16 protein-coding genes and 5 pseudogenes are annotated in these 18,315 nt (G+C 71.6%); 11 read left to right on the top strand and 10 right to left on the bottom strand.

Annotated elements, in window-relative coordinates; translation table 11 throughout:
* Positions 1–405 precede the first annotated feature (405 nt).
* From C1708_RS32710 to C1708_RS32690, 5 genes and pseudogenes are all read left to right on the top strand, one after another.
* A pseudogene (locus tag C1708_RS32710) lies at positions 406–1,084 on the top strand (fatty acid desaturase).
* A gap of 57 nt (positions 1,085–1,141) precedes the next feature.
* Positions 1,142–2,374, top strand: coding sequence for a sensor histidine kinase (locus C1708_RS32705; RefSeq protein WP_106416038.1), 1,233 nt, complete (start codon positions 1,142–1,144; stop codon positions 2,372–2,374).
* 12 nt (positions 2,375–2,386) lie between these two features.
* On the top strand, positions 2,387–3,061 hold the full coding sequence (locus C1708_RS32700) for a response regulator (protein WP_106416037.1): 675 nt from the start codon (positions 2,387–2,389) through the stop codon (positions 3,059–3,061).
* A 123-nt stretch (positions 3,062–3,184) separates the two neighbouring features.
* The gene (locus tag C1708_RS32695; RefSeq protein ID WP_106416036.1) at positions 3,185–4,012 is read left to right on the top strand and encodes an ABC transporter ATP-binding protein; all 828 of its coding nucleotides are present in this window, start codon (positions 3,185–3,187) and stop codon (positions 4,010–4,012) included.
* A complete protein-coding gene (locus C1708_RS32690; RefSeq protein ID WP_106416035.1) occupies positions 4,009–6,540 on the top strand; it encodes an FtsX-like permease family protein in 2,532 nt (843 codons plus the stop codon). The genes C1708_RS32695 and C1708_RS32690 overlap by 4 nt, the downstream gene beginning before the upstream one ends.
* Before the next feature lie 161 nt (positions 6,541–6,701).
* Here C1708_RS32690 and C1708_RS32685 read toward each other — a convergent pair.
* Positions 6,702–7,754 (bottom strand): annotated as a pseudogene (locus C1708_RS32685) (IS701 family transposase); the annotation flags it as partial.
* Here C1708_RS32685 and C1708_RS32680 point away from each other — a divergent pair.
* Complete coding sequence (locus tag C1708_RS32680) at positions 7,751–7,975, top strand: hypothetical protein (RefSeq protein WP_106416034.1); 225 nt, start codon at positions 7,751–7,753, stop codon at positions 7,973–7,975. The pseudogene C1708_RS32685 and the gene C1708_RS32680 sit on opposite strands and share 4 nt — an antisense overlap.
* Before the next feature lie 128 nt (positions 7,976–8,103).
* Here C1708_RS32680 and C1708_RS32675 read toward each other — a convergent pair whose 3' ends face one another.
* From C1708_RS32675 to C1708_RS32655, 5 genes are all read right to left on the bottom strand, one after another.
* Positions 8,104–8,493, bottom strand: coding sequence for a DUF6415 family natural product biosynthesis protein (locus C1708_RS32675; protein ID WP_106416033.1), 390 nt, complete (start codon positions 8,491–8,493; stop codon positions 8,104–8,106).
* Entirely contained in the window at positions 8,490–8,675 is a 186-nt protein-coding gene (locus tag C1708_RS32670; protein ID WP_106416032.1) for a hypothetical protein, read from the bottom strand. Before C1708_RS32670 ends, C1708_RS32675 begins: the two co-directional genes overlap by 4 nt.
* A gap of 96 nt (positions 8,676–8,771) precedes the next feature.
* Entirely contained in the window at positions 8,772–9,623 is an 852-nt protein-coding gene (locus tag C1708_RS32665) for a helix-turn-helix domain-containing protein (RefSeq protein WP_106416031.1), read from the bottom strand.
* A gap of 30 nt (positions 9,624–9,653) precedes the next feature.
* Positions 9,654–10,181, bottom strand: a complete 528-nt coding sequence (locus C1708_RS32660; RefSeq protein ID WP_106416030.1) for a DUF6879 family protein — start codon at positions 10,179–10,181, stop codon at positions 9,654–9,656.
* A complete protein-coding gene (locus C1708_RS32655) occupies positions 10,150–10,404 on the bottom strand; it encodes a hypothetical protein (RefSeq protein WP_103545723.1) in 255 nt (84 codons plus the stop codon). Before C1708_RS32655 ends, C1708_RS32660 begins: the two co-directional genes overlap by 32 nt.
* 331 nt (positions 10,405–10,735) lie before the next feature.
* Between C1708_RS32655 and C1708_RS32650 the strand changes: the two are divergent.
* Positions 10,736–11,336 (top strand): annotated as a pseudogene (locus C1708_RS32650) (hypothetical protein).
* Between the two features lie 71 nt (positions 11,337–11,407).
* Here C1708_RS32650 and C1708_RS35505 read toward each other — a convergent pair.
* On the bottom strand, positions 11,408–12,487 hold the full coding sequence (locus C1708_RS35505) for a hypothetical protein (protein ID WP_241911389.1): 1,080 nt from the start codon (positions 12,485–12,487) through the stop codon (positions 11,408–11,410).
* On the opposite strand from C1708_RS35505, the pseudogene C1708_RS34140 reads away from it, so the two are divergent.
* From C1708_RS34140 to C1708_RS35500, 4 genes and pseudogenes are all read left to right on the top strand, one after another.
* A pseudogene (locus C1708_RS34140) lies at positions 12,471–13,098 on the top strand (transposase); the annotation flags it as partial. The gene C1708_RS35505 and the pseudogene C1708_RS34140 overlap by 17 nt on opposite strands.
* A 690-nt stretch (positions 13,099–13,788) precedes the next feature.
* Complete coding sequence (locus tag C1708_RS32620; protein WP_106416028.1) at positions 13,789–14,841, top strand: bacteriorhodopsin; 1,053 nt, start codon at positions 13,789–13,791, stop codon at positions 14,839–14,841.
* 6 nt (positions 14,842–14,847) lie between these two features.
* Positions 14,848–15,903 (top strand): Brp/Blh family beta-carotene 15,15'-dioxygenase, encoded by a 1,056-nt coding sequence (locus tag C1708_RS32615; protein ID WP_106416027.1) that lies wholly within the window; start codon positions 14,848–14,850, stop codon positions 15,901–15,903.
* Positions 15,904–15,942: 39 nt separating this feature from the next.
* A pseudogene (locus tag C1708_RS35500) lies at positions 15,943–16,100 on the top strand (IS701 family transposase); the annotation flags it as partial.
* A gap of 118 nt (positions 16,101–16,218) precedes the next feature.
* Here C1708_RS35500 and C1708_RS32605 read toward each other — a convergent pair.
* The 3 genes from C1708_RS32605 to C1708_RS32595 form a co-directional block, all read right to left on the bottom strand.
* Positions 16,219–16,938 (bottom strand): IS6 family transposase, encoded by a 720-nt coding sequence (locus tag C1708_RS32605; RefSeq protein WP_106416026.1) that lies wholly within the window; start codon positions 16,936–16,938, stop codon positions 16,219–16,221.
* Between the two features lie 93 nt (positions 16,939–17,031).
* Positions 17,032–17,235, bottom strand: a complete 204-nt coding sequence (locus tag C1708_RS32600; RefSeq protein ID WP_106416025.1) for a hypothetical protein — start codon at positions 17,233–17,235, stop codon at positions 17,032–17,034.
* 454 nt (positions 17,236–17,689) lie between these two features.
* A complete protein-coding gene (locus C1708_RS32595) occupies positions 17,690–18,241 on the bottom strand; it encodes a GNAT family N-acetyltransferase (RefSeq protein ID WP_106416024.1) in 552 nt (183 codons plus the stop codon).
* Between the last annotated feature and the right edge of the window lie 74 nt (positions 18,242–18,315).

Below are 18,315 nucleotides of genomic sequence, written 5' to 3'. Positions count from 1 at the left end.
AGCTCGCCGCATGACCCCAGCAAGACCGAATGACCCCAAAACCGACAGGGGTGCCTTGACGAAGAACATAGAGGCACCCCCCCCCGCGTCCGCGGGGGTGTTCCGGAGCACCCCCAGCCGTGAGCAACACTCCCGGCGTCCTCCCCGCCGACGCGGGGGTATTCCGCCGGGGTCCGTCGCGGCCGCGGGAGAGATCGTGGCGTAGGGGGGAGTGGTCGTTTCGGAAGGTCCTTGCTCGCGGGGCGGCCCACCGGGGGCGGTGCGGCCCGTGCCGCGCAGTGACCGGACCTGGTCCACCCCCTACCCGGGTATCACCGCGTCTTGGCTCCCTGGTGTGACGCCCCGGCGCCCACCGCGTCTCTACCTTCTCGTCTTCCCACGGACGAGACGGAGGGAGACGGATGGATGCGCCGCTTCAGGACGTTGCCGACCACCGCTGTAGTGACCACGCGTGCCGACAGCACACGGCGAAGCTCGCCTCCGCCGCACCCCGAGAACGCCACCGCGCGACAAGCCCCACCGGACGCGGGCAGCGAGTTCACGCCGCTGCTGCGTGACGTCAAGGGACAGGGGCTGCTCGACCGGCGCCCCGGCTGGTACGCGCACACCATCGCGACCAACGCACTGGGTCTTGCCGCCATCGTCACCGGCATGGCGCTCATCGGCGGCTCCTGGTGGGTCGTCGCGCTGGCCTCCGTCCTCGCCGTCCTGTGTGCCCGCCCGGCGTTCATCGGCCACGACGCAGGCCATGCCCAGATCAGCGGCAACCGCGCCACCAACCGCCGTATCGGGCTCATCCACGGCAACCTGCTGCTGGGAACACCTGCGGCTCCAGGTCCTCACGTCCCGCAACGTCAGGGGCAGCTTCCTCACCGACTGGTTCCTCTGGGGCCTCAACTACCAGATCGAGCACCACCTGTTCCCCAGCATGCCCCGCCCGCACCTGAGGCTCGCCCAGTCCATGGTGAAGGCACGCTGCCGCGACCTCGGCATCCCCTACGCGGAGACCGACCTCGTCGACTCCTGCCGTCAGGCCCTGCGGCACATGTACGAAGTGGGAGAACCGCTGCGTGCCGACATCTGAGGAGCCGACGCCTTGCGCCACTCCGGACGCCGTCGCGGCGCACATAGGCTGGTGCGCATGACCTCAGTGGAGGAGGAACGCCCGCGCGCACTGCTCGCGGGGGCCTCGCGGCGATGGGTGCGGCTGCTGCCATGGGCCGTGGCGTTCGTGCTGTGCGTCGCCCTGCTGCCCACGACCCTCGTGGTCCTCACCGCCGACTACGGCCTGACCGGAGGCGTCGCTGGCGGGTTGGCCGTCGCGCAGGCCGCGCCGCTGCTGCTCGCCGTCGTACGGCCGCTGCAGGCCTGGTACGTGGTCTTCGTCGCGGACGTCGCCGGGGCGCTCGCCCTGCTCACCGTCGACTTCCAGGAGCGGCTGCTGTGGCCGTTCCCGCCCATGGAGATCGTCGGGTACGTCGGCCTCTGCCTCGCCCTGGGGCTGCGCGAGCGACGCCGGACACTGCTGCTGGTGTGGCTGGCCACGGCCACCGCGAACGTGGCCCTGGGGTTCGTCGCGCCCCATGGCTTCGGCGCCATGGGCCTGCTGTTCACCATCCTCGGGGGCGTCGCGCTCCTGCTGGGCGGTGCGCTGCACGAGCGGTCCGAAGTGCAGCGCAGGCTGGTCGAGCAGGAGACGATCAGCGAGGCCGAACGTGGCCGGCGGACGCTGCTGGAGGAGCGCGCCCGGATCGCCCGCGAGCTGCACGACGTGGTGGCACACCACATGTCCGTCATCACGGTGCAGGCGGACACCGCGGAGTACCGCCTCGACAGGCTGCCGCCGGACGTGCGGGAGGAGTTCACGTCCATCGCGGCGACCGCGCGCGAGTCGCTCGGCGAGATGCGACGGCTCCTCGGCGTGCTGCGCAATGAGGAGGCACACGGCGAGCTCGTGCCCCAGCCGGGCCTGGCGCAGATCGGGCAGCTGGTGGAAGTGACGGCGAGGGCCCGCGGGCCGGTGGAGTTCACCCCCTGCGACGTCGAGGTGCCCGAGGCGGTCGGCCTGTCCGCGTACCGGATTGTCCAGGAGGCTCTCTCGAACGTCGTGCGGCACGCGCCGGGTGCCCGCACGCAGGTGTCGCTGTCGGTGACGGAGTCCGATCCGCAGGACGGTGCGCGGCTCACCGTCCTGGTCGTCAACGGACCGCCGCCCCAGCCACCCGACGGGCCGCTCGAGGTGGGCGGCACCGGGCACGGCCTCGTCGGCATGCGCGAGCGGGTGCGGCTCGTCGGCGGCAGCCTCGACACGGGGCCGCTACCGGACGGCGGCTTCCGGGTCGCCGCCCAACTTCCCCTGAACTTCCTTGGCTGAAAAGGACTTCACATGACGACGCGCGTCATCATCGTCGACGACCAGGCCATGGTGCGGGCCGGCTTCGCCGCCCTGCTGGCCGCCCAGAGCGACATCGACGTGGTGGGCGAGGCCCCCGACGGCGCGCAGGGCGTCGAGCTGAGCCGGCGTACCCACCCGGACGTCGTGCTGATGGACGTGCGGATGCCCGAGATGGACGGGCTGGAGGCCGCACGCCGCCTCCTGGAGCCGGCACCCGGTGTGGCACACCGGCCGCGCGTCCTGATGCTCACCACCTTCGACGTCGACGACTACGTCTACGAGGCGCTCCGGGCGGGCGCGAGCGGCTTCCTCCTCAAGGATGCGCCGCCGGCCGACCTCATCGCGGCGGTCCGCGTCGTGGCCTCGGGCGACGCGCTGCTCGCCCCTTCCGTGACGCGCCGCCTCATCGCGGACTTCGCCAAGCAGCGTCCCGCCGTCCGGGGCAAGCCCGCGCTGCGGCTCAAAGGCCTGACGGAACGCGAGACCGAGGTCCTCACGCTGGTGGCCCGCGGGCAGTCGAACGGGGAGATCGCGCAGACGCTGGTGTTGGCTGAGCAGACGGTGAAGACGCACGTCAGCCGCGTCCTGACCAAGCTTGACCTGCGCGACCGCGCCCAGGCGGTGGTCTTCGCCTACGAGTCGGGGCTGGTCGCTCCGGGCGAGTAGGACCACCCCCGCCCCCTACCGCGGTAGCACCCCCACATTGGCTCCCCGGTATGACGCCCGGCGCTCAGCCGTCCCCGCACTCTTCACCCGTCACAGAAAGTGCACATGAGAGGGAGACGGGACATGAAGCTACGCAGGGGCAAGCGGCAGAAGGCGGACAACCGGCCCAAGGCCCCGGCCGCCACGCCCGGTCTCGCCGTCGAACTGCGCGACGTCCGGCGGCAGTACGGCCACGGGGCGGGCACGGTGCACGCCCTCGCGGGCATCGACCTCGCCCTGCCGCGCGGCACGTTCACCGCGGTCATGGGCCCGTCCGGGTCAGGCAAGTCCACCTTCCTGCAGTGCGCTGCCGGGCTCGACCGGCCGTCGGCGGGATCCGTGCGCCTCGGCGGCACGGAGATCACCGGCATGAGTGAGAACGAGCTCACCGAGCTGCGCCGCAGCCGCCTCGGCTTCGTCTTCCAGGCGTTCAACCTGCTGCCGTCGCTGACCGTGGAGCAGAACGTGCTGCTGCCTATGCGCCTGGCCGGGCAGCGCCAGGACCGGCGCCGGGCGGCCGCGGTGCTCGCCCGGGTCGGACTCGCCGACAAGGCGAAGCGCCGGCCCGGAGAGCTCTCCGGCGGTCAGCAGCAACGCGTGGCCGTCGCCCGCGCCCTGGTCACCAGCCCCGACGTGATCTTCGCGGACGAACCCACCGGCGCACTCGACACCGGCACCGCCGCCGAGGTCCTCGGCCTGCTGCGCAACGCGGTGGACGCTCTGGGCGCCACCGTTGTCATGGTCACCCACGACCCGGCCGCGGCCGCCTGGGCCGACCGTGTGCTGTTCCTCGCCGACGGCGCCTTCGCCGACCACCTCGAGCGCGGTTCGGCGGAGCAGATCGCGGCACGGATGGCCGTGCTCACCTCGCGCACCTCCCGCTCCGGTGCGATGGCGGGGGTGGCGGCATGAGGCGCCCCAACGGACTCGCCCGTGAGGCCGTCCGCTTCAAGCCCGCGTCCTTCGCGGGGACCTTCCTCGCGCTGCTGATGTCCGCACTGATCGTCTCGGCCTGCGGAATCCTGCTCGAGACCAGCCTGCGCGCCTCCGTGCCGCCGGAACGGTACGCGAACGCGCCGGTCGTCGCGGCGGCGGACCAGAACAAGTACGTCGTCACCGGCAGCGGCGAGGACCGCGAGAAGGAGGCGACGCCCCTGCCGGACACGGCACGGATGGACGCCGGGCTGGCTGTGAAGGCCGCCGGGGCGCCGGGTGCGGCCACCGCCGTCGCGGACTTCACCTTCCCGGTGCGCGCGACGGACGCCGGCGCCCGTGCACTGAATGTTCCGGGAGGTGTGCTCACCGCGCACGGATGGGGCTCGCACACCTTCACCGGCACCTCGCTGACCACCGGCTCCGCACCCCGCGAGGGGGAAGTCGTCCTCGACGCGGGAACGGCCCGCGCCGCGCACGCCGCGGTCGGCGACACCGTCGTACTGGAGACCGCCGCCGGCCGGCAGGACTTCCGCGTCGCTGGCGTCGCCGAGGCCGGCCCCGCGGAGACCGCCCGCTACTCCGGCGACGCGGGCGCCCTGACCTGGTTCGCCGACACCCAGGCCCCCGTGCTCGCCGGGCATCCCGGCAAGGCCGACGCCGTCATCGTGCTGGCGGAGGACGGCACCGACGCCGACGCCCTCGCCGGCGCAGTGAAGCAGGCCCTGGCCGGCTCCGGCGTCCAGGTCCACACCGGCGACGACCGCGGTGCCGTCGAGGACCCGGGCCTCGGATACGCCAAGGTGATGCTCTTCGGAATCGGCGGCTCCTTCGGCGGCATCGCCGCCATCGTCGCGGTCTTCACGGCCGCCGGAACCGTCGCGCTCTCGGTCGGTCAGCGGGCCCGCGAGTTCGCCCTGCTGCGCGCCGTCGGCGCCACCCCGCGGCAGGTCCGCCGCGCGGTCGCCTCCGAAGCACTGCTCGTCGCGCCGCTCGCCGGGATCATCGGCTGCCTGCCCGGCATCGGGCTCGCCCACTGGTGGTTCGGGCAGCTCCAGGACCGGGGCACCATCCCGCGCGCCGTGGACCTGCACGTCTCCGGGCTTCCGCTGCTCGCCGCCGTCGTCATGGGGCTGCTCACCGCGCTCGGCGCAGGCTGGACGGCCGGGCGCCGGCCCGCGAAGATCAAGCCCGGACAGGCGCTGTCGGACGCGTCGGTGGAGCGGCTGCGGCCCGGTCTGGTCCGTACCCTCCTCGGCGTCGGCGCCCTCGTCGGAGGCACGATCCTCACCGGCGTGTCCGCCCGCTCCGCCGGGGACGACGCGGCCGGCGCCGCCCTCGGCGTCGTCATGCTCTTCATGCTCGCCGTCGGGCTGCTCGGCCCGCTGGTGGCACGGCTGTGCGCCGGCCTGTTCGGCCTCCCGCTGCGCGGCGCGGGCCCGTCCGCCGAGCTCGCGGCCGTCAACTCCCGTACCAACGCCCGCCGCCTCGCCTCCGCGATCACCCCGATCGTGCTCGCCGTGGCCTTCTCCTCGACCCTCGTGTTCATGCACACGAGCGAGACCCACGCCGCCGACAAGCAGCTGCGCGCGGGCATCACCGCGGACCACGTGGTGACGGACCCGGCCGGGCTCCCGGTGGACGCGGCGGCACGCGCCGCCCGCGCGCCGGGCGTGGAGGCGGCCGTCGGGCTGCTGAACACGCAGGTGCTGGTGCCGACCGGCTCCGGCGAGTTCAAGTCGCTCCAGGGCGCGGCCACCCAGGGCGTCACCGGCTCTGGCGCCGAGCTGGCGAAGGTGCAGGACCTGGACGTACGCGACGGCAGCCTCGACCGGCTCGGCGAGGGGCGTATCGCCATCGGCAAGACCCTGGCGACCTCGGCGGACGCCGGTGTCGGCGACCGGCTCCCGCTCTACCTCCCCGACGGGACGGAGGTCAGCCCCGAGATCGTCGCGGTCTACGACCGCGGCCTCGGCCTGGCCACGGTGACCATGGACCGGGCGTCCCTGGCCGGGCACGTCACCTCGGGCTTCGACAGCACGCTCCTGGTACGGGGCGGCTCGGAGAAGCCGCTCACCGCCCTGGGCGAGGTCACCGACGCCTCCGGCTACGCCACCGAGCAGAACCGCGACGCGAAGCTGGGCGCCTGGATGAACAACACCATGGCCGCGGTCCTCGGCGGGTTCGCCGCCGTCGCCGCGGTCAACACCCTGGTGATGACGGTCCTGGACCGCCGCCGCGAGCTGGGCATGCTGCGCCTCGTCGGCTCCACCCGGCGTCAGGTGATGACGATGCTCCGCTGGGAGGGCCTGCTGGTCGCCGTGGTGGGCCTGGTCCTCGGCTCCGCGATCGCCGCGGCCACGCTGATCCCGATGATGAGCGGCGTGACCGGTGACATGCCGTACGTGCCTCCGCTGGTGTACGGATGCTTCGCGGTCGCCGTCGGCGGCCTGGCCCTGCTGGCGGTCACACTGCCGGCCCGGGCCGCGCTGCACCGCTGGTCCTAGTACTCCAGCCGCACTTCGCTATTCCTGCTGGTCAGGGGCGTCAAACCGAGTCTACTGACCTGCCGTGAGACCGGGTGGCGGAAGTTCGTAACCTCTACAGCGGCGCTTGCAGTGGCACCGTTGGGCGGTTGCCTGGTGTCGACGTCGCCAGTGTGACCACTTCAGTGCGCGTTCGATGCGTCGGCGCTGAGGCGGCGACGGGCAGTGAGCTGCCAGGAGTCGCCGGACTTCCGCCACGGTGAGGGTCGTGAGGGCGCCGGAACCGTTTCTGCTGCCCCCTTTTCGGTTCCGGCTGCGGCGGCCATGGCGGCGAGGAAGGTGTGAGCGAGCATGGCCAGGGTGATGTGCCGGTACCAGCCTGGATAGCGGCGGACCTCGTACTCGTCCAGGCCGCACTCGTTCTTCGCGGCCTGGAAGCACTCCTCGATCGCCCAGCGGGTTCCGGCGACGCGGACGAGTTCGGCAACGGCGGTGCCGGCTGGCGCGTAGGCGAGGTAGTAAGCGATCTCCTGGGGGCGGGTCAGGCTGCGGCGGTCCAGTACCCACCGGTCGTGGGTGGGGTTCTCGCCGTCGAAGTCCGGGACGGAGGGCAGCTTCGCCGCGGCCCAGTCGTAGACGCGGGGTCCCTTCGCGCCGTTCCCGCACGAGTGGCGTTCCCAGGCGTCGTCCGGCGCCTGGGCTATCGCGAAGTCGATGCGGCCCGCGAGCGTGTGCTGGGACTTCGGCACGGCCAGGACGTAGCCGACACCGGCTTCCTCCAGCATCCGCCATTCCTGGCCGTAGGCCGAGTCGGCGGTCACCCAGGCGATCGGCAGCGGCGACGCCAGGGCCCGCTGGATCATGTCCTTGGCCAGGTCGCCCTTGGTCGCGAAGTCGCGGTCCTCGGGTATCTTCGCCGCCCGGCAGCGGTCCCGGTCGCCCGTCCAGGACTTCGGGAGATACAACTCCCGGTCCACCAGAGCCCGTCCGCGCGAGGAGGCGTAGGCGGCGAAGACGCCTATCTGACAGTTCTCGGTGCGGCCGGCGGTGCCGGAGTACTGGCGTTGCACTCCGGCCGAGACCGTTCCCTTCTTGAGGAAGCCGGTGTCATCGACGATCAGCACACCATCCGGGCCGCCGAGTCTCTCGGCCACGAAATTCTGCAGGTCGTCCCGTATGTCGTCAGGATTCCAGCGAGCCCGGCTGAGCAGGTGCTGCAGACCGTGGGGCGATGAGCGTACTCCGACCCGGTGACATCACTGACGAGATGATCCAGGCCATGGACACCGCCCGGCGTCAGGGACTGCAGAAGGACCTGCGCACCCTCGCGGCTAGCATCCGAGCCGACACGGAAGGCCGGTACGACAGCGCAGACCCCGGATGGCGTGCCGGAGTCGAGTGGGCGTTGCTGTGGATCGAGAACACCGCCAGCCAGCTGACCGAGGGCCATTCGTAGGGGGTACGGCCGCGCCCGCCGATTTCCCCGCCTGACGATGCCGCGTGACGACGGCACCCGCCAGCGGCTCGTCCTGGTTGCTGCGCCGCGCACCCGGGGTCCGTGGTCGCGCCCGGGTGCGCGGCCGTTCAGACGGCCCGGTCGACGGGCGCGGCCGCCAGGCGGTCCAGGCGTTCGTACAGGGCCCGTACGAGCCGGGCGCGGTTCTGGGCGCAGCGGGCGGTGCCCTGGATCGGTGGGGAGAGGCGGCCGGCGGCTTCGCGGAGGATGACGTCGGCGAGGGCGCCGCGGCCGTCGTTCTTCGGCAGGGCGGCGGCGTGGCGTTGGACGTCGGCGGCGACCGCGCGGGCGTGCCCGGTGAGCTGGAGGGCGATCTGCTCGTAGTCGCGGGGCGTGAGGTTCGGGTCCTGCCACGCGAGGACGGCGGTGACGAGCGCTTCGTACGGGGCTCGGTCCAGCGGCAGTTCGGCGTCGACCAGGCCGTGGGGGTCGTGGAGCACGGTGTAGGTGTCGCTCACCGACGCCTCGCCGCGTCGTCCTGGTCGTGGTCGTCGGTGCGGTCGTCCGGGGCCGCCTGGGCGAGGAAGCGGGCGTAGCCGCGGTCGGCGCGGGCCAGCAGGGCCGGTGAGGGCCGGCCGAAGGCGGGGGGCTGGAGGCCGCGTCCTTCGGGTGCGGGTCCGGCGGGTGTGGGTGCGCTCATGGGGCACCGCCTCCGTTGCTGGGTTGCGTCGGTGTCGTTCGACGCTACGGAGGCCGCCACGCGGCTCTCAACGAGATTGCGGGTAATTGCGGAAGTTCACTCCAGGGCGTCGATCGCGGCCTGGATGAGGGCGCGGGCGGCGTCACCGTAGACGGCCATCTCCGCGAGGCCGGCGAACGCCTTGGCGTAGTCGGCGACCTCGCGTGGCTGCGTCACCTTGATCTCCGCCGTGAGCGTCTCCACCACGGCCATGGTGTCGTCGTGGACGTAGAACGCCTCCAGCGGCCACACGGTGCGCTGCGCGGTGAACGGGATGATCCCCAGCGAGATCGAGGCGAGCGGCATCACGGCCAGGAGGTGTCGCAGCTGCCCGCGCATCGCGTCGGGGTCGGCGGTTCGGTAGCGCAGGACGGATTCCTCGAGGAGGACGACGTAGAGGTGGCCGCCCTCGTAGAGGAACCGGGAGCGGGCGACGCGGGCGGCGACGGCTTCTGCGACGTCGTCGGGGGTGCCCTGGAAGCAGGTGATCTGCTCCATCAGGGCTGTGGCGAACGCTGGCGTCTGGAGGAAGCCGGGCGGAAGGTTGGAGACGTAGACCCGGCAGTGGCGGGTCTGCTCGTGCAGGGCGTACCAGTCCTCCTGGACCTGGCGCATGCCGTTGCGGTGCAGGCGGCGCCACTCCATGTACATCGAGTCGACCGCTCGGGCGGTGGCGATGAGGTCGTCGGCCTGGTCGTCGGCGCCGCACGCCGCGCACCAGGTGCGGATGTCGCTGTCGGAGGGCGCGGCCGTGCCCTTTTGGATGCGGGTGGTCTTGGCGGGGTGCCAGCCGCACCGGGCGGAGAGTTCCTTCCCGGTGAGACCGGCGTCCTTGCGTAGGTGCTGCAACCGGACAGCGAGCGCCTCGCGGGCCGCCTGAGCGCTGGACGAGGGGGAGGCGGTCGTCATGAGGTGCGGGGCCCTTGGGTTGCGCGTCGGTCAGATGCGGTAGTCGGCGTGGTCGATGGCCAGGTCCCACACCGAGCGGAACGCCTCCACGCACAGCTTGACCGCGGCGGGGTCGTCGGTGTGGTCGGGCTCGAGGGCCTGGCCGTCACCGGAGAACAGGTTCCAGCGCACGAGGCGGTCGTCGATGAGCCAGAAGTCGTTGCCGGGCAGGGCGAGGGCAGAGGCGCGGCGGCGGGACAGCCAGCGGACCTGTTCGCCGGCGCGGAGGTTGGCGTCGGTGATGGCGTGCTCGAAGCGGATGTAGTCGGTGACGGGCTCGGAGACGATCCGGGCCCGGCAGACCTGCACGCCGCGGGCGACGGTCCGCTGGACCAGTGGCAGCCACCCGCTCCAGAACTCCGAGTCGTCTGCGGGCACGCTCCCGTCGCGCAGGAAGGCGTCGTAGACCTCGCGCTCCTCCCCGACGGCGTAGACGTCGCGGAGCTCCAGGTGCAGGGCGTGGGTCTGGGCGGAGTCGAGCAGGTCCTCAAAGCTGAGTGCCGGCGGCCTCTGCGGCATCGCACGCCCTCCTGATCTGCTCCACCATGCTGAGCGGGATCCGGACGATCCCCTCGTCGTCTGCAGGCGGGCTGTCCTGACGGCAGGTGGCCCGGGTCGCCGCGTCGGCGAACTTGCCCTGCAGAACCAGTTCCGGGCCGTGAGCGGTGTCGGTGTCCACCCACACCGCCGGGCAGTTTCCTCCGCCCGAGTTCGGGTCCGTGCCGAAGAAAAGTAACGCCATGATCCCCTCCGAAGCGAGCCGGTTGCGCGTAGTTGCGTGACGACCGTCCCGCGCCCTGCGCGCCCGGTCAATACCGCGGATCGGCGGACCATCGCCGTGCCATCCGGACGGGTGATTTCCCTTCGCGTACGCGGGCGCAGTTCTGACGGAGTGCGTCCAACTTGCCTTACTTAAGGGGATATTGACAGCTTTTTAGGTGCTTTATCATGTTTTGTCTGCCGCTTCCGGTGAACGAGCGAGAGGTGATCTCATGCGACGAACCGAGTACGCCGCGGGACAGGCCGCCAAGCGCCTGAAGGTGCCCGCAGCCGCCTTCCGGTGGGCCTGACACATCGGCCTGATCCCGGCCCCGGACGCGTCGTCCTACAGTGGTCCCGGGCCGCCGTGGAGGCGCTGGACGCCGACGCCATCCGGGCCGCGATGCCCTCCCCGCCGATCTCCGGCGGCGCGGCGGCCGACCGGATCGCCGATGCGCTCGGCACCCCGAACGTGATCGGCGAGAAGACGAACGTGACGGCGTTCGTGGTGCGCCGGTTCGTCGAGCGGGGCCTCCTGGTCGGCCTGAGCGCGAACCCGGACGGGACGCTGCACCACCCCGGTCAGGTCGCGGAGGTCTGCCGACGCGAGGACTTGGCGGACCTGGTCGCCGCCGATATCCCGCTCGGGCCCGAGCAGGCCGCCGCTCGCCTTCGGGTCCGTCGTGCCGACTTCGACCACATGGTCCGGCTCGGATGGGTCGGCTCCCCGCAGTCGATCGAGGTCCGCTTCGGCACCAGCCGTGCCGGGGCTGTCGACGTCGCGCTCTACACCACGGCCTCCGCGACGCGGTCGTCCCCTCCCATCCCGAGGTCGATTGGGAGCAGCTGCGCGCGGTGGAGAAGGGCCGGCGCTCCCCGCTCGCCGCGCTGGCCAAGCAGGCCGCCCCGGCCTGACCCGAGCCGCTGCTCGTCGACGCCGCCTCTCCTCTGTGTCCGACAGGGAGGGGCGGCGTAGCCGTGTGGGGTCAGCCGCGGCGGCGGAACAGGCCGCGGAGCTTGCCCGGCTCCTGGTCGTGCTCCGGCTCCGGTTCCGGTGGTGTGGCGGCCTGGAGGCGGGCTGCTTCGGCGGCGGCTTCCTTGCGGGCGACGTCGTCGGCGTGGCAGTCGCTGCACAGCGACAGGTCCCCGGCCTTCCAGGCCGTTCTCGTGGTGGTCTCCTCCCAGCGCTGGTCGGTGAACTTCCTTTCGCACCACTTGCACACCGGCCGCTGTGCCTCCCGCTCAGCCACGCGGCGCCGCTCGTCTTCCGCTTCGGCGTGGGCGTACTGGCGGCGGTAGAGAGCGTGGCCGTCGGGGTTGTCGAGCGCGTCGGTCAGGGTCTGTTCGTCCTTGCGCCCCAGGCGCCGCCACACTGCCGCATCCGCGCCGTGCTGTTGGAGCTGCTCCAGGGTGGTGACGACGACCGGCACGGCTTGGCTGTAGTCCTTCGCCGTGATCGCCTCTTGGTAGTAGGTCTCGTACCGGCGCGGCGCCCAGTAGCGGCGGCCGGCTTCCTCGAGGACCTTCACCGTGTTGTCGACCTTCACCTCGGTGGTGTCGGCGAATACGAACGCGAGGGGCACCAGGCCCTCCCGTCCGGTTGGCGGGTGGACCCGGCGCCACAGCCGCTTCTCGTGGTCGACGTTCTCGATCGCGCCCGGCCGGGAACGGACCAGGTCCACGGTGAGCTTGGCCGCATCCTTCGGGAGCAGCCGGCCCCACTCCCAGTACCGGCGCAGCTTGGTCACCAGATCATGCGCGTCCTCGGTACGGCGGTCGATCTCCAGCAGCAGCACCGGCACCCCAGCCGCCGGCACCCGCACCACCAGGTCCGCCCGCTGGACGTAGCCGTCCGCGAGCCGGTGCGGAATCTCGGTGGCGAAGCCGAGCCGGTGCCCGATCCCGGCACGGTGGAGTTCGGCGGCCGTCGAGGTGACAGCCGCGGAGCGGTCGTCGTAGCTCGTGCCGAGCAGCTCCCCGGTGACCGCGTCGTACTTCTCTTCGCGCAGCGCCGAGACCCGTATGCCCTTCGGCTCCAGCAGTCCCATGGGCCAGTCACGGCTCACCGCTTGGTTAGCCAACCGCAAGGTCCGCAACGCGTCCGCCGTCGCGGCCGCAGCGATCGAAGCCGCGAACCTGCAACACACGCAGATCCCCGGTGAGAAGACAGCCGCGGTCATGGCATGCACGCTGGCCCGAGCGGTCGCCGAGCTGGACCAGGAGATCGCCCGCATTGATGCGCAGATCGAGGCCCGGTTCCGCAAGCACCGGCACGCCGAGGCGATCACGAGCATGCCCGGCATCGGCAGCCTGCCCGGCGCCGAGTTGGTCGCCTGCACCGGTGGTGACATCGCCTCCTTCGGCAGCGCAGGGCGCCTGGCCGGCGTCGCCGGCCTGGCCCCGGTCCCGAAGGACTCCGGCAAGATCAGCGGCAACATGCGCCGCCCCCGCCGCTACCACCGTCGGCTCCTACGTGTCTTCTACCTGTCCGCCCAAGTCGCCGCACGCTGCTGCCCCACCTCACAGGCCTTCTACCAACGCAAACGCGATGAAGGGAAGACACACAAGCAGGCGGTGCTCGCACTCCCGGCGGCGCCTCGACGTGCTGTGGGCGCTCATACGCGACCACCGCACCTTCACCGTCGAGCCACCTCGGCCCGACCACGCAGCGGCATAGCCAACACACCAGGCGTCACATCAGGCTTGACAAACCACATTGGGAATCACTGCGTCCCAGCCTCGTCACCATCCCGATCGAGGGCGCTCCCCCCCCAGCCAGGTCGTCCTGATCAGCCGCAAGGGCGACCCGAATCCAATGATCAGGAATCTCCGACTGGCTGCCAAGGCCGCTCTGGCCGCCCCGCCATCCGAGCCGGAACCAGGCCGGGCGATGACCATGCGCGTGAGCTTCCCCCGCTGTGCGGGAGGCGCTGACTAGCTGGTCAGGAGGGGTTGGCGGGGTTTCAGGTTCACCGGTTCGGCCGTTGCCTGGTCGGCGTAGTGCTTCTCCTCGAACTCGATGGGGACTCCAGAAGGCGCCTCTGACCAGCAAAGACAGCGAACCGCGACTGGAGCGCTGAAGGCGGCGCACCCCGCCGCACCGATTACCGGGGCACCGTCGATCAGGGCACGGAGCCCGGCCGTGTCGGGGCCGATCCCCGCCTCGGGCGGCCCCGCGGTCACCGGTTCCGTCCGGCCCGGACGGCCGGGACGTCGCTCCGGCGGACCCGCTCCGGTCGCCGTCCGCCCAGTGTCTCCCTAACGTGATCGCGTACTCGAGCGTGTGCGCCAGCCGGGCTGGCGCACACGCACCGGGTGGACGACGGGTTCCGTCGTCCACCCGGCCGCTCCGGCCCAGGGGACGGTCATGCTGCTCGCACGGACGATGGGCGCCGCTTTCGGCGCCGCGGGGAAAAGTGGCACCTTCGTGCCGGCGGCGCCCCCGGTGCGGGGCGAGTTCTCCGGCGTGCTGACCTACACGGCGGGCGAGTACCGCATGGTGCAGTACGCCCTGATGGCAACCGCTCTGGCACTGTTGGCGGGTTCCTTGCACGCCTTCGTCACCCGGAGTGAAACGGCCCCGCGCTACCGGGCGGCGAGCGACGCCAGCGCCCTGCTCCAGCTGCTGGCCTTCCTCGCCTACGTGGAACTCTTCATCAGCTGGAAGACCTCCTTCACCCTCCGGGAGGAACGGTATGTACCGGTGGCCGACACCGAGTTCGACGGTGGGATGCGGTACGCGGACTGGTCGGTCACGGTGCCGCTGCTCGCCGTGGAACTGCTCGCCGTGTGCGCCGTCGCCGGACGGCGGATGTCCGTGCTGCGCAGCACGGGCGTGGTGGCATCCTTCCTGATGGTCCTCGCCGGTTTCCTCGGCGCCCAGGTACTCGACAACGGCAACCGGGTGCTGTGGCTGGTGGTGTGGGGCGCGATCAGCACCGTGTTCTTCCTCGTGCTGTACGCGGTGCTGGGATACGCGGTGCTGGCAGGCCGCGACGAGCTGCCGCCGGAGGCGTACACCGTTCTGAAACGGGCGACCGTCCTGCTGCTGAGCGTCTTCGGCGCCTACCCGCTGATCTACCTGATCCAGCAGTCCGTCGGCCCCGAATCCCACCTGGTGGCCTGGGCTCTCGTCACCCAACTCGGCTTTTGCGCGGCCGATGTCGCCGCCAAGGTCTGGTTCGGCATGCTGATCCACAAGGTGGCCAAGCTGCGCACCGCCGACGACATCCGCAGCGGCACCGGGACCCACCCGGAGGAGGTGTGGATCTCGCACGTCAAACGGGCCGATGCCTGGCCCCCGGTGGCGGCGGCCCTGACCGGGCACAGCGCCCGCCCCGCCCCGCTGCCGGTGCGCGAGGGTGGCGGGGACGGCACCGGCGGGGACCACGGCCGCGGTGGCACCGGCACGGCCCGGTGACACCCGGTGGCCGCTCCCGGCCCGGCGGCCCGCGTCCTGGTGCCGGCCGACCGGATCTCCACCGGTGCGGTGGCGGCCGTGCTCGCCGTTGGCCTGGTGGCACCGCAGGTGTGGTGGCGCTGGGGGGTCGCGGTGTTCCTGATCGGTCTGGTGGTCGGCCTGCCGCACGGCGCCGTCGACCACCTGGTGCCCGGCTGGTTCCAGCGCGGCTCCCGGCCCGCGGCCAGGCACCGGACGGTCGTCCCGCTCGGCTACGCCGCAGCGGCAGCGGCCGTCCCCACCGTCGCCCTGACCGTGCCGGCCTGCGTGTTCTGTGTCTTCCTGGCAGTCTCCGCACTGCACTTCGGCTACGGCGACGCCCGGTTCTGCGCCCTGCGCGACGGTCCGACGGATCCGGCTCCGCGGGCGGTGCACGCCCTCGCCCACGGAACGGTCACCGCCGTACTGCCCCTGGCGCTATGGCCCGAGCAAGTGCGCCCAGTGGTGCGGCAGCTCGCCCCCGGCGCCGACTGGCTGCTGGCCGCGCCGGTGCGGACGGCCACTGCGGTACTGGCCGGAGCAGCCGTGGCGGTCTGCTGCGGGACGGCACTGCGGGACGGACGGCACCGACAAGCCGCCGAACTGTTGCTGCTCACCGCGCTGTTCGGCCTGGTACCACCCCTGGTGGCGTTCGGCGCCTACTTCGGCGCCTGGCACTCGGTACGGCACATCGCCCGGCTGCTCCTGGCCGACCCCGCCAACGCACCGGCACTGCGGGCCGGGCACACCGCAGCGGTGCTGCGCAGGTTCGGCCGTCAAGCGGCCGCCCCCACGGCCGCCGCGCTGACCGCCCTCGCCTCCCTCACCGCCCTACCCCGTGCCTTTCTGACGGACGGCCGGACAGCGGCCGGCGGAGTGGTCCTGCTGGCCGCCCTCACCTTCCCCCACCTGATCGTCGTGGCCCGCCTGGACCGTGGTGAGGGGCGCCCGGAGCCCGGGCCCGGACGCCCCTCACCACCGCGCGCCGCACGGCGCGCAGCGGCCGCCCGATCACCGTCCGGCCGCTGCCGGGACGACGGGTGACGCGAGGTCTTCCGAGGTGCACCAGGGACTCAGGAAGCTGATGCCTGGCAGCGGCTCTCCTGCGGTGACGGGGCGAAGGGCCCACGCGCTCATGACTGGGCCGGGGCCAAACCGCCCGCCGACTTCGTCCTAGACCCCGACCCGCCCACCCATCATCACTGGTGATGGCCCGCCGCAGCCTGCCCGACCCCGCCGAGCCCGAAGAGGACAACGTCGGCCCCGGGCACAGCCCGTCCGGAGGCGCTGTCACGTTGCTGCGGGGGTAGGCGTCTGATGGTGTGTTGCGGCGTGCTGGAGCCCGGTTCCGGGCTGTGGTCAGGCCGTGGCGGCGGAGCCGACGACTCCGGTGATGTGCTTCCAGATGGCGAAGCGGACGATCAACTCGGCTCGGTAGTCGTGTGCGGGCATCAGATGGCGGCGGGGCCGGAAGTGGGGTGAGATGCCGCTGAACGCGGCCAGGAACCGGTGTGCTCCGCCCACGGAGCGGAAGCCTTTCATCCCCCGTTCGCGTTGCCGGGTGGGCTGGTGGCTGTTCTCCGCCTGGTTGTTCAGGTACTTCGACTGTCGGTGCTCGACGCAGGGCATGACCTCGCGGAGGGCCGCGCCGTAGGAGCGGAGCTTGTCGGTGACGACCACCCGCGGCGGCGTGCGGGTCTTCTTGGGGAGCCTGCGGAAGAAGCATCGGGCTGCGGCCTTGTCCCGCCGGTTCTGCACGAGGATGCCGAGGACGTGCCCGTCCTGGTCGACGGCCCGCCCCAGGTACTGCAATCGCCCGTTGATCTTGATGACGACCTCGTCCAAGTGCCACTTGTCCCCGAACTGGGGCTGTCGACGGCGCAGCGCGCCTGCGTAGGTCTGCCCGAACTTGCTGCACCAACGGCGGATCGTCTCGTAGGAGACGACGATCCCGCGCTCACGCATCAGCTCCTCGACCTCACGGAACGACAGCGGGAAACGGAAGTACAGCCACACACAGTGGGAGATGACCTCGACCGGGTACCGGTGACCCTTGTACGACGGCGACGCGCTCCTCACGGACGACCCTTCCCAGGTTGATCAACCCGAAGGTCATCCCACCGGTCAGCCAACGTGACAGTGCCCGCGGTCGCTGTGGTCGCCGGTTCGCGGTCAAGCCGCATCGAGCCGCCGGTGCCGCCGGCTGGAAGTGCGGAGCGTGCTTGCCGCCTGTCTACCGCCGGAGATCAGGCGCAGGTGCCGACGGCGGGCGTGGCGGGGTGGCTGTGTGGTGCGGGCGAGCCATTCCTCGATGCGGCTCGTGGTGTACAGCAGTACGGTCATGACCGGCAGCAGCAGGCACGCGGTCCAGATCACCGGCTCCTCCTTCCGGGGAGGCGACCTGTAGGCGGGTGCCCTGACCGGGCCCGGCGATGGCATGCAGGTGTGAAGATGCTGCACCTATTGCCCAGTTGACCTGAGGGTCGCCGCCGCGGCGGCTTCCACGAGCAGTAGTTGCCTGTCGTCCCGCTGCTGTTGGCGGCTGCGCCGGGAACGCCGTACGCCTGCTGGACTTGGGCAGCGGCAAGTCGCACTCAGGCAGTGTCTTTCAGATCATCCCGCGGACGCCGTGGTGCGCCACTCCAGGTCACGCGGGGCCGTCACCCGAAAGTGGGTGACAGTTCCCCGCACCACCACCGTCTGCCGGACGTGTACGCGCAGCGGTGCAAGCGGACTACGGCCTCGGGCGGAGGCTCCGGCCTGGCCGCTGCCCGTCGCCTTCACACCGGGCGACGGGCCCCGCTCCTTGCCTGTGCCGCCTGGGAGCGGCTCAGAGGCAGGGCATGCTCATGTAGAGCGCCTGCTCACCCTTGGAAGGGGTGCCTTCGTAGAGGGTGGTGTCGAGTCCGCAGAAGGCGAAGCCCATGCGTCGGTATGCGTGGATCGCGGGCGCGTTGATATTGGTGACCTCCAGCCAGAGGTGGCCTGCGTCCCGCTCGCGGGCGAACTTCTTCGCGAGTTCTATCAGCGCGCGGCCTACTCCCCTGCCCCGGTGCGGTGGGGCGACTACGATGTTCTCGATGGTCAGTCGGCGGTTCCAGCCGGAGTAGGAGACGGCGGCGAACCCGGCCAGGTCACCAGCGGCGCCGTGGGCGACGAAAGCGCGGGAGTCCGCGTCGTCCTCGTCGTCCGGCTCGTTCTTAGGGAACACCTTGGTCAGGGGCGGCTCCACCGGGATCTCCCGCAGCGCGAACGCCTCCTCGGTGACGGTCACCCGGAAGACGGTGTGGGTGGTGAAGGAGTCGTCCAGGGCCCTGATGGCTTCGATGTCCCCGGCGGCGGCGATGCGGTACCGATAAGCTGTGTCGCCCACAGTGGTCATGGCACGACGCTACGACCGCTCCCACCACGGCAGGACGGGTTTCGGCCGGTCACGCCCGCGCCTGCCAGATTCAA

The sequence above is a fragment of the Streptomyces sp. DH-12 genome, from assembly GCF_002899455.1.
GTDB lineage: Bacteria > Actinomycetota > Actinomycetes > Streptomycetales > Streptomycetaceae > Streptomyces.
This window is presented reverse-complemented; position numbering and strand designations above follow the sequence as displayed.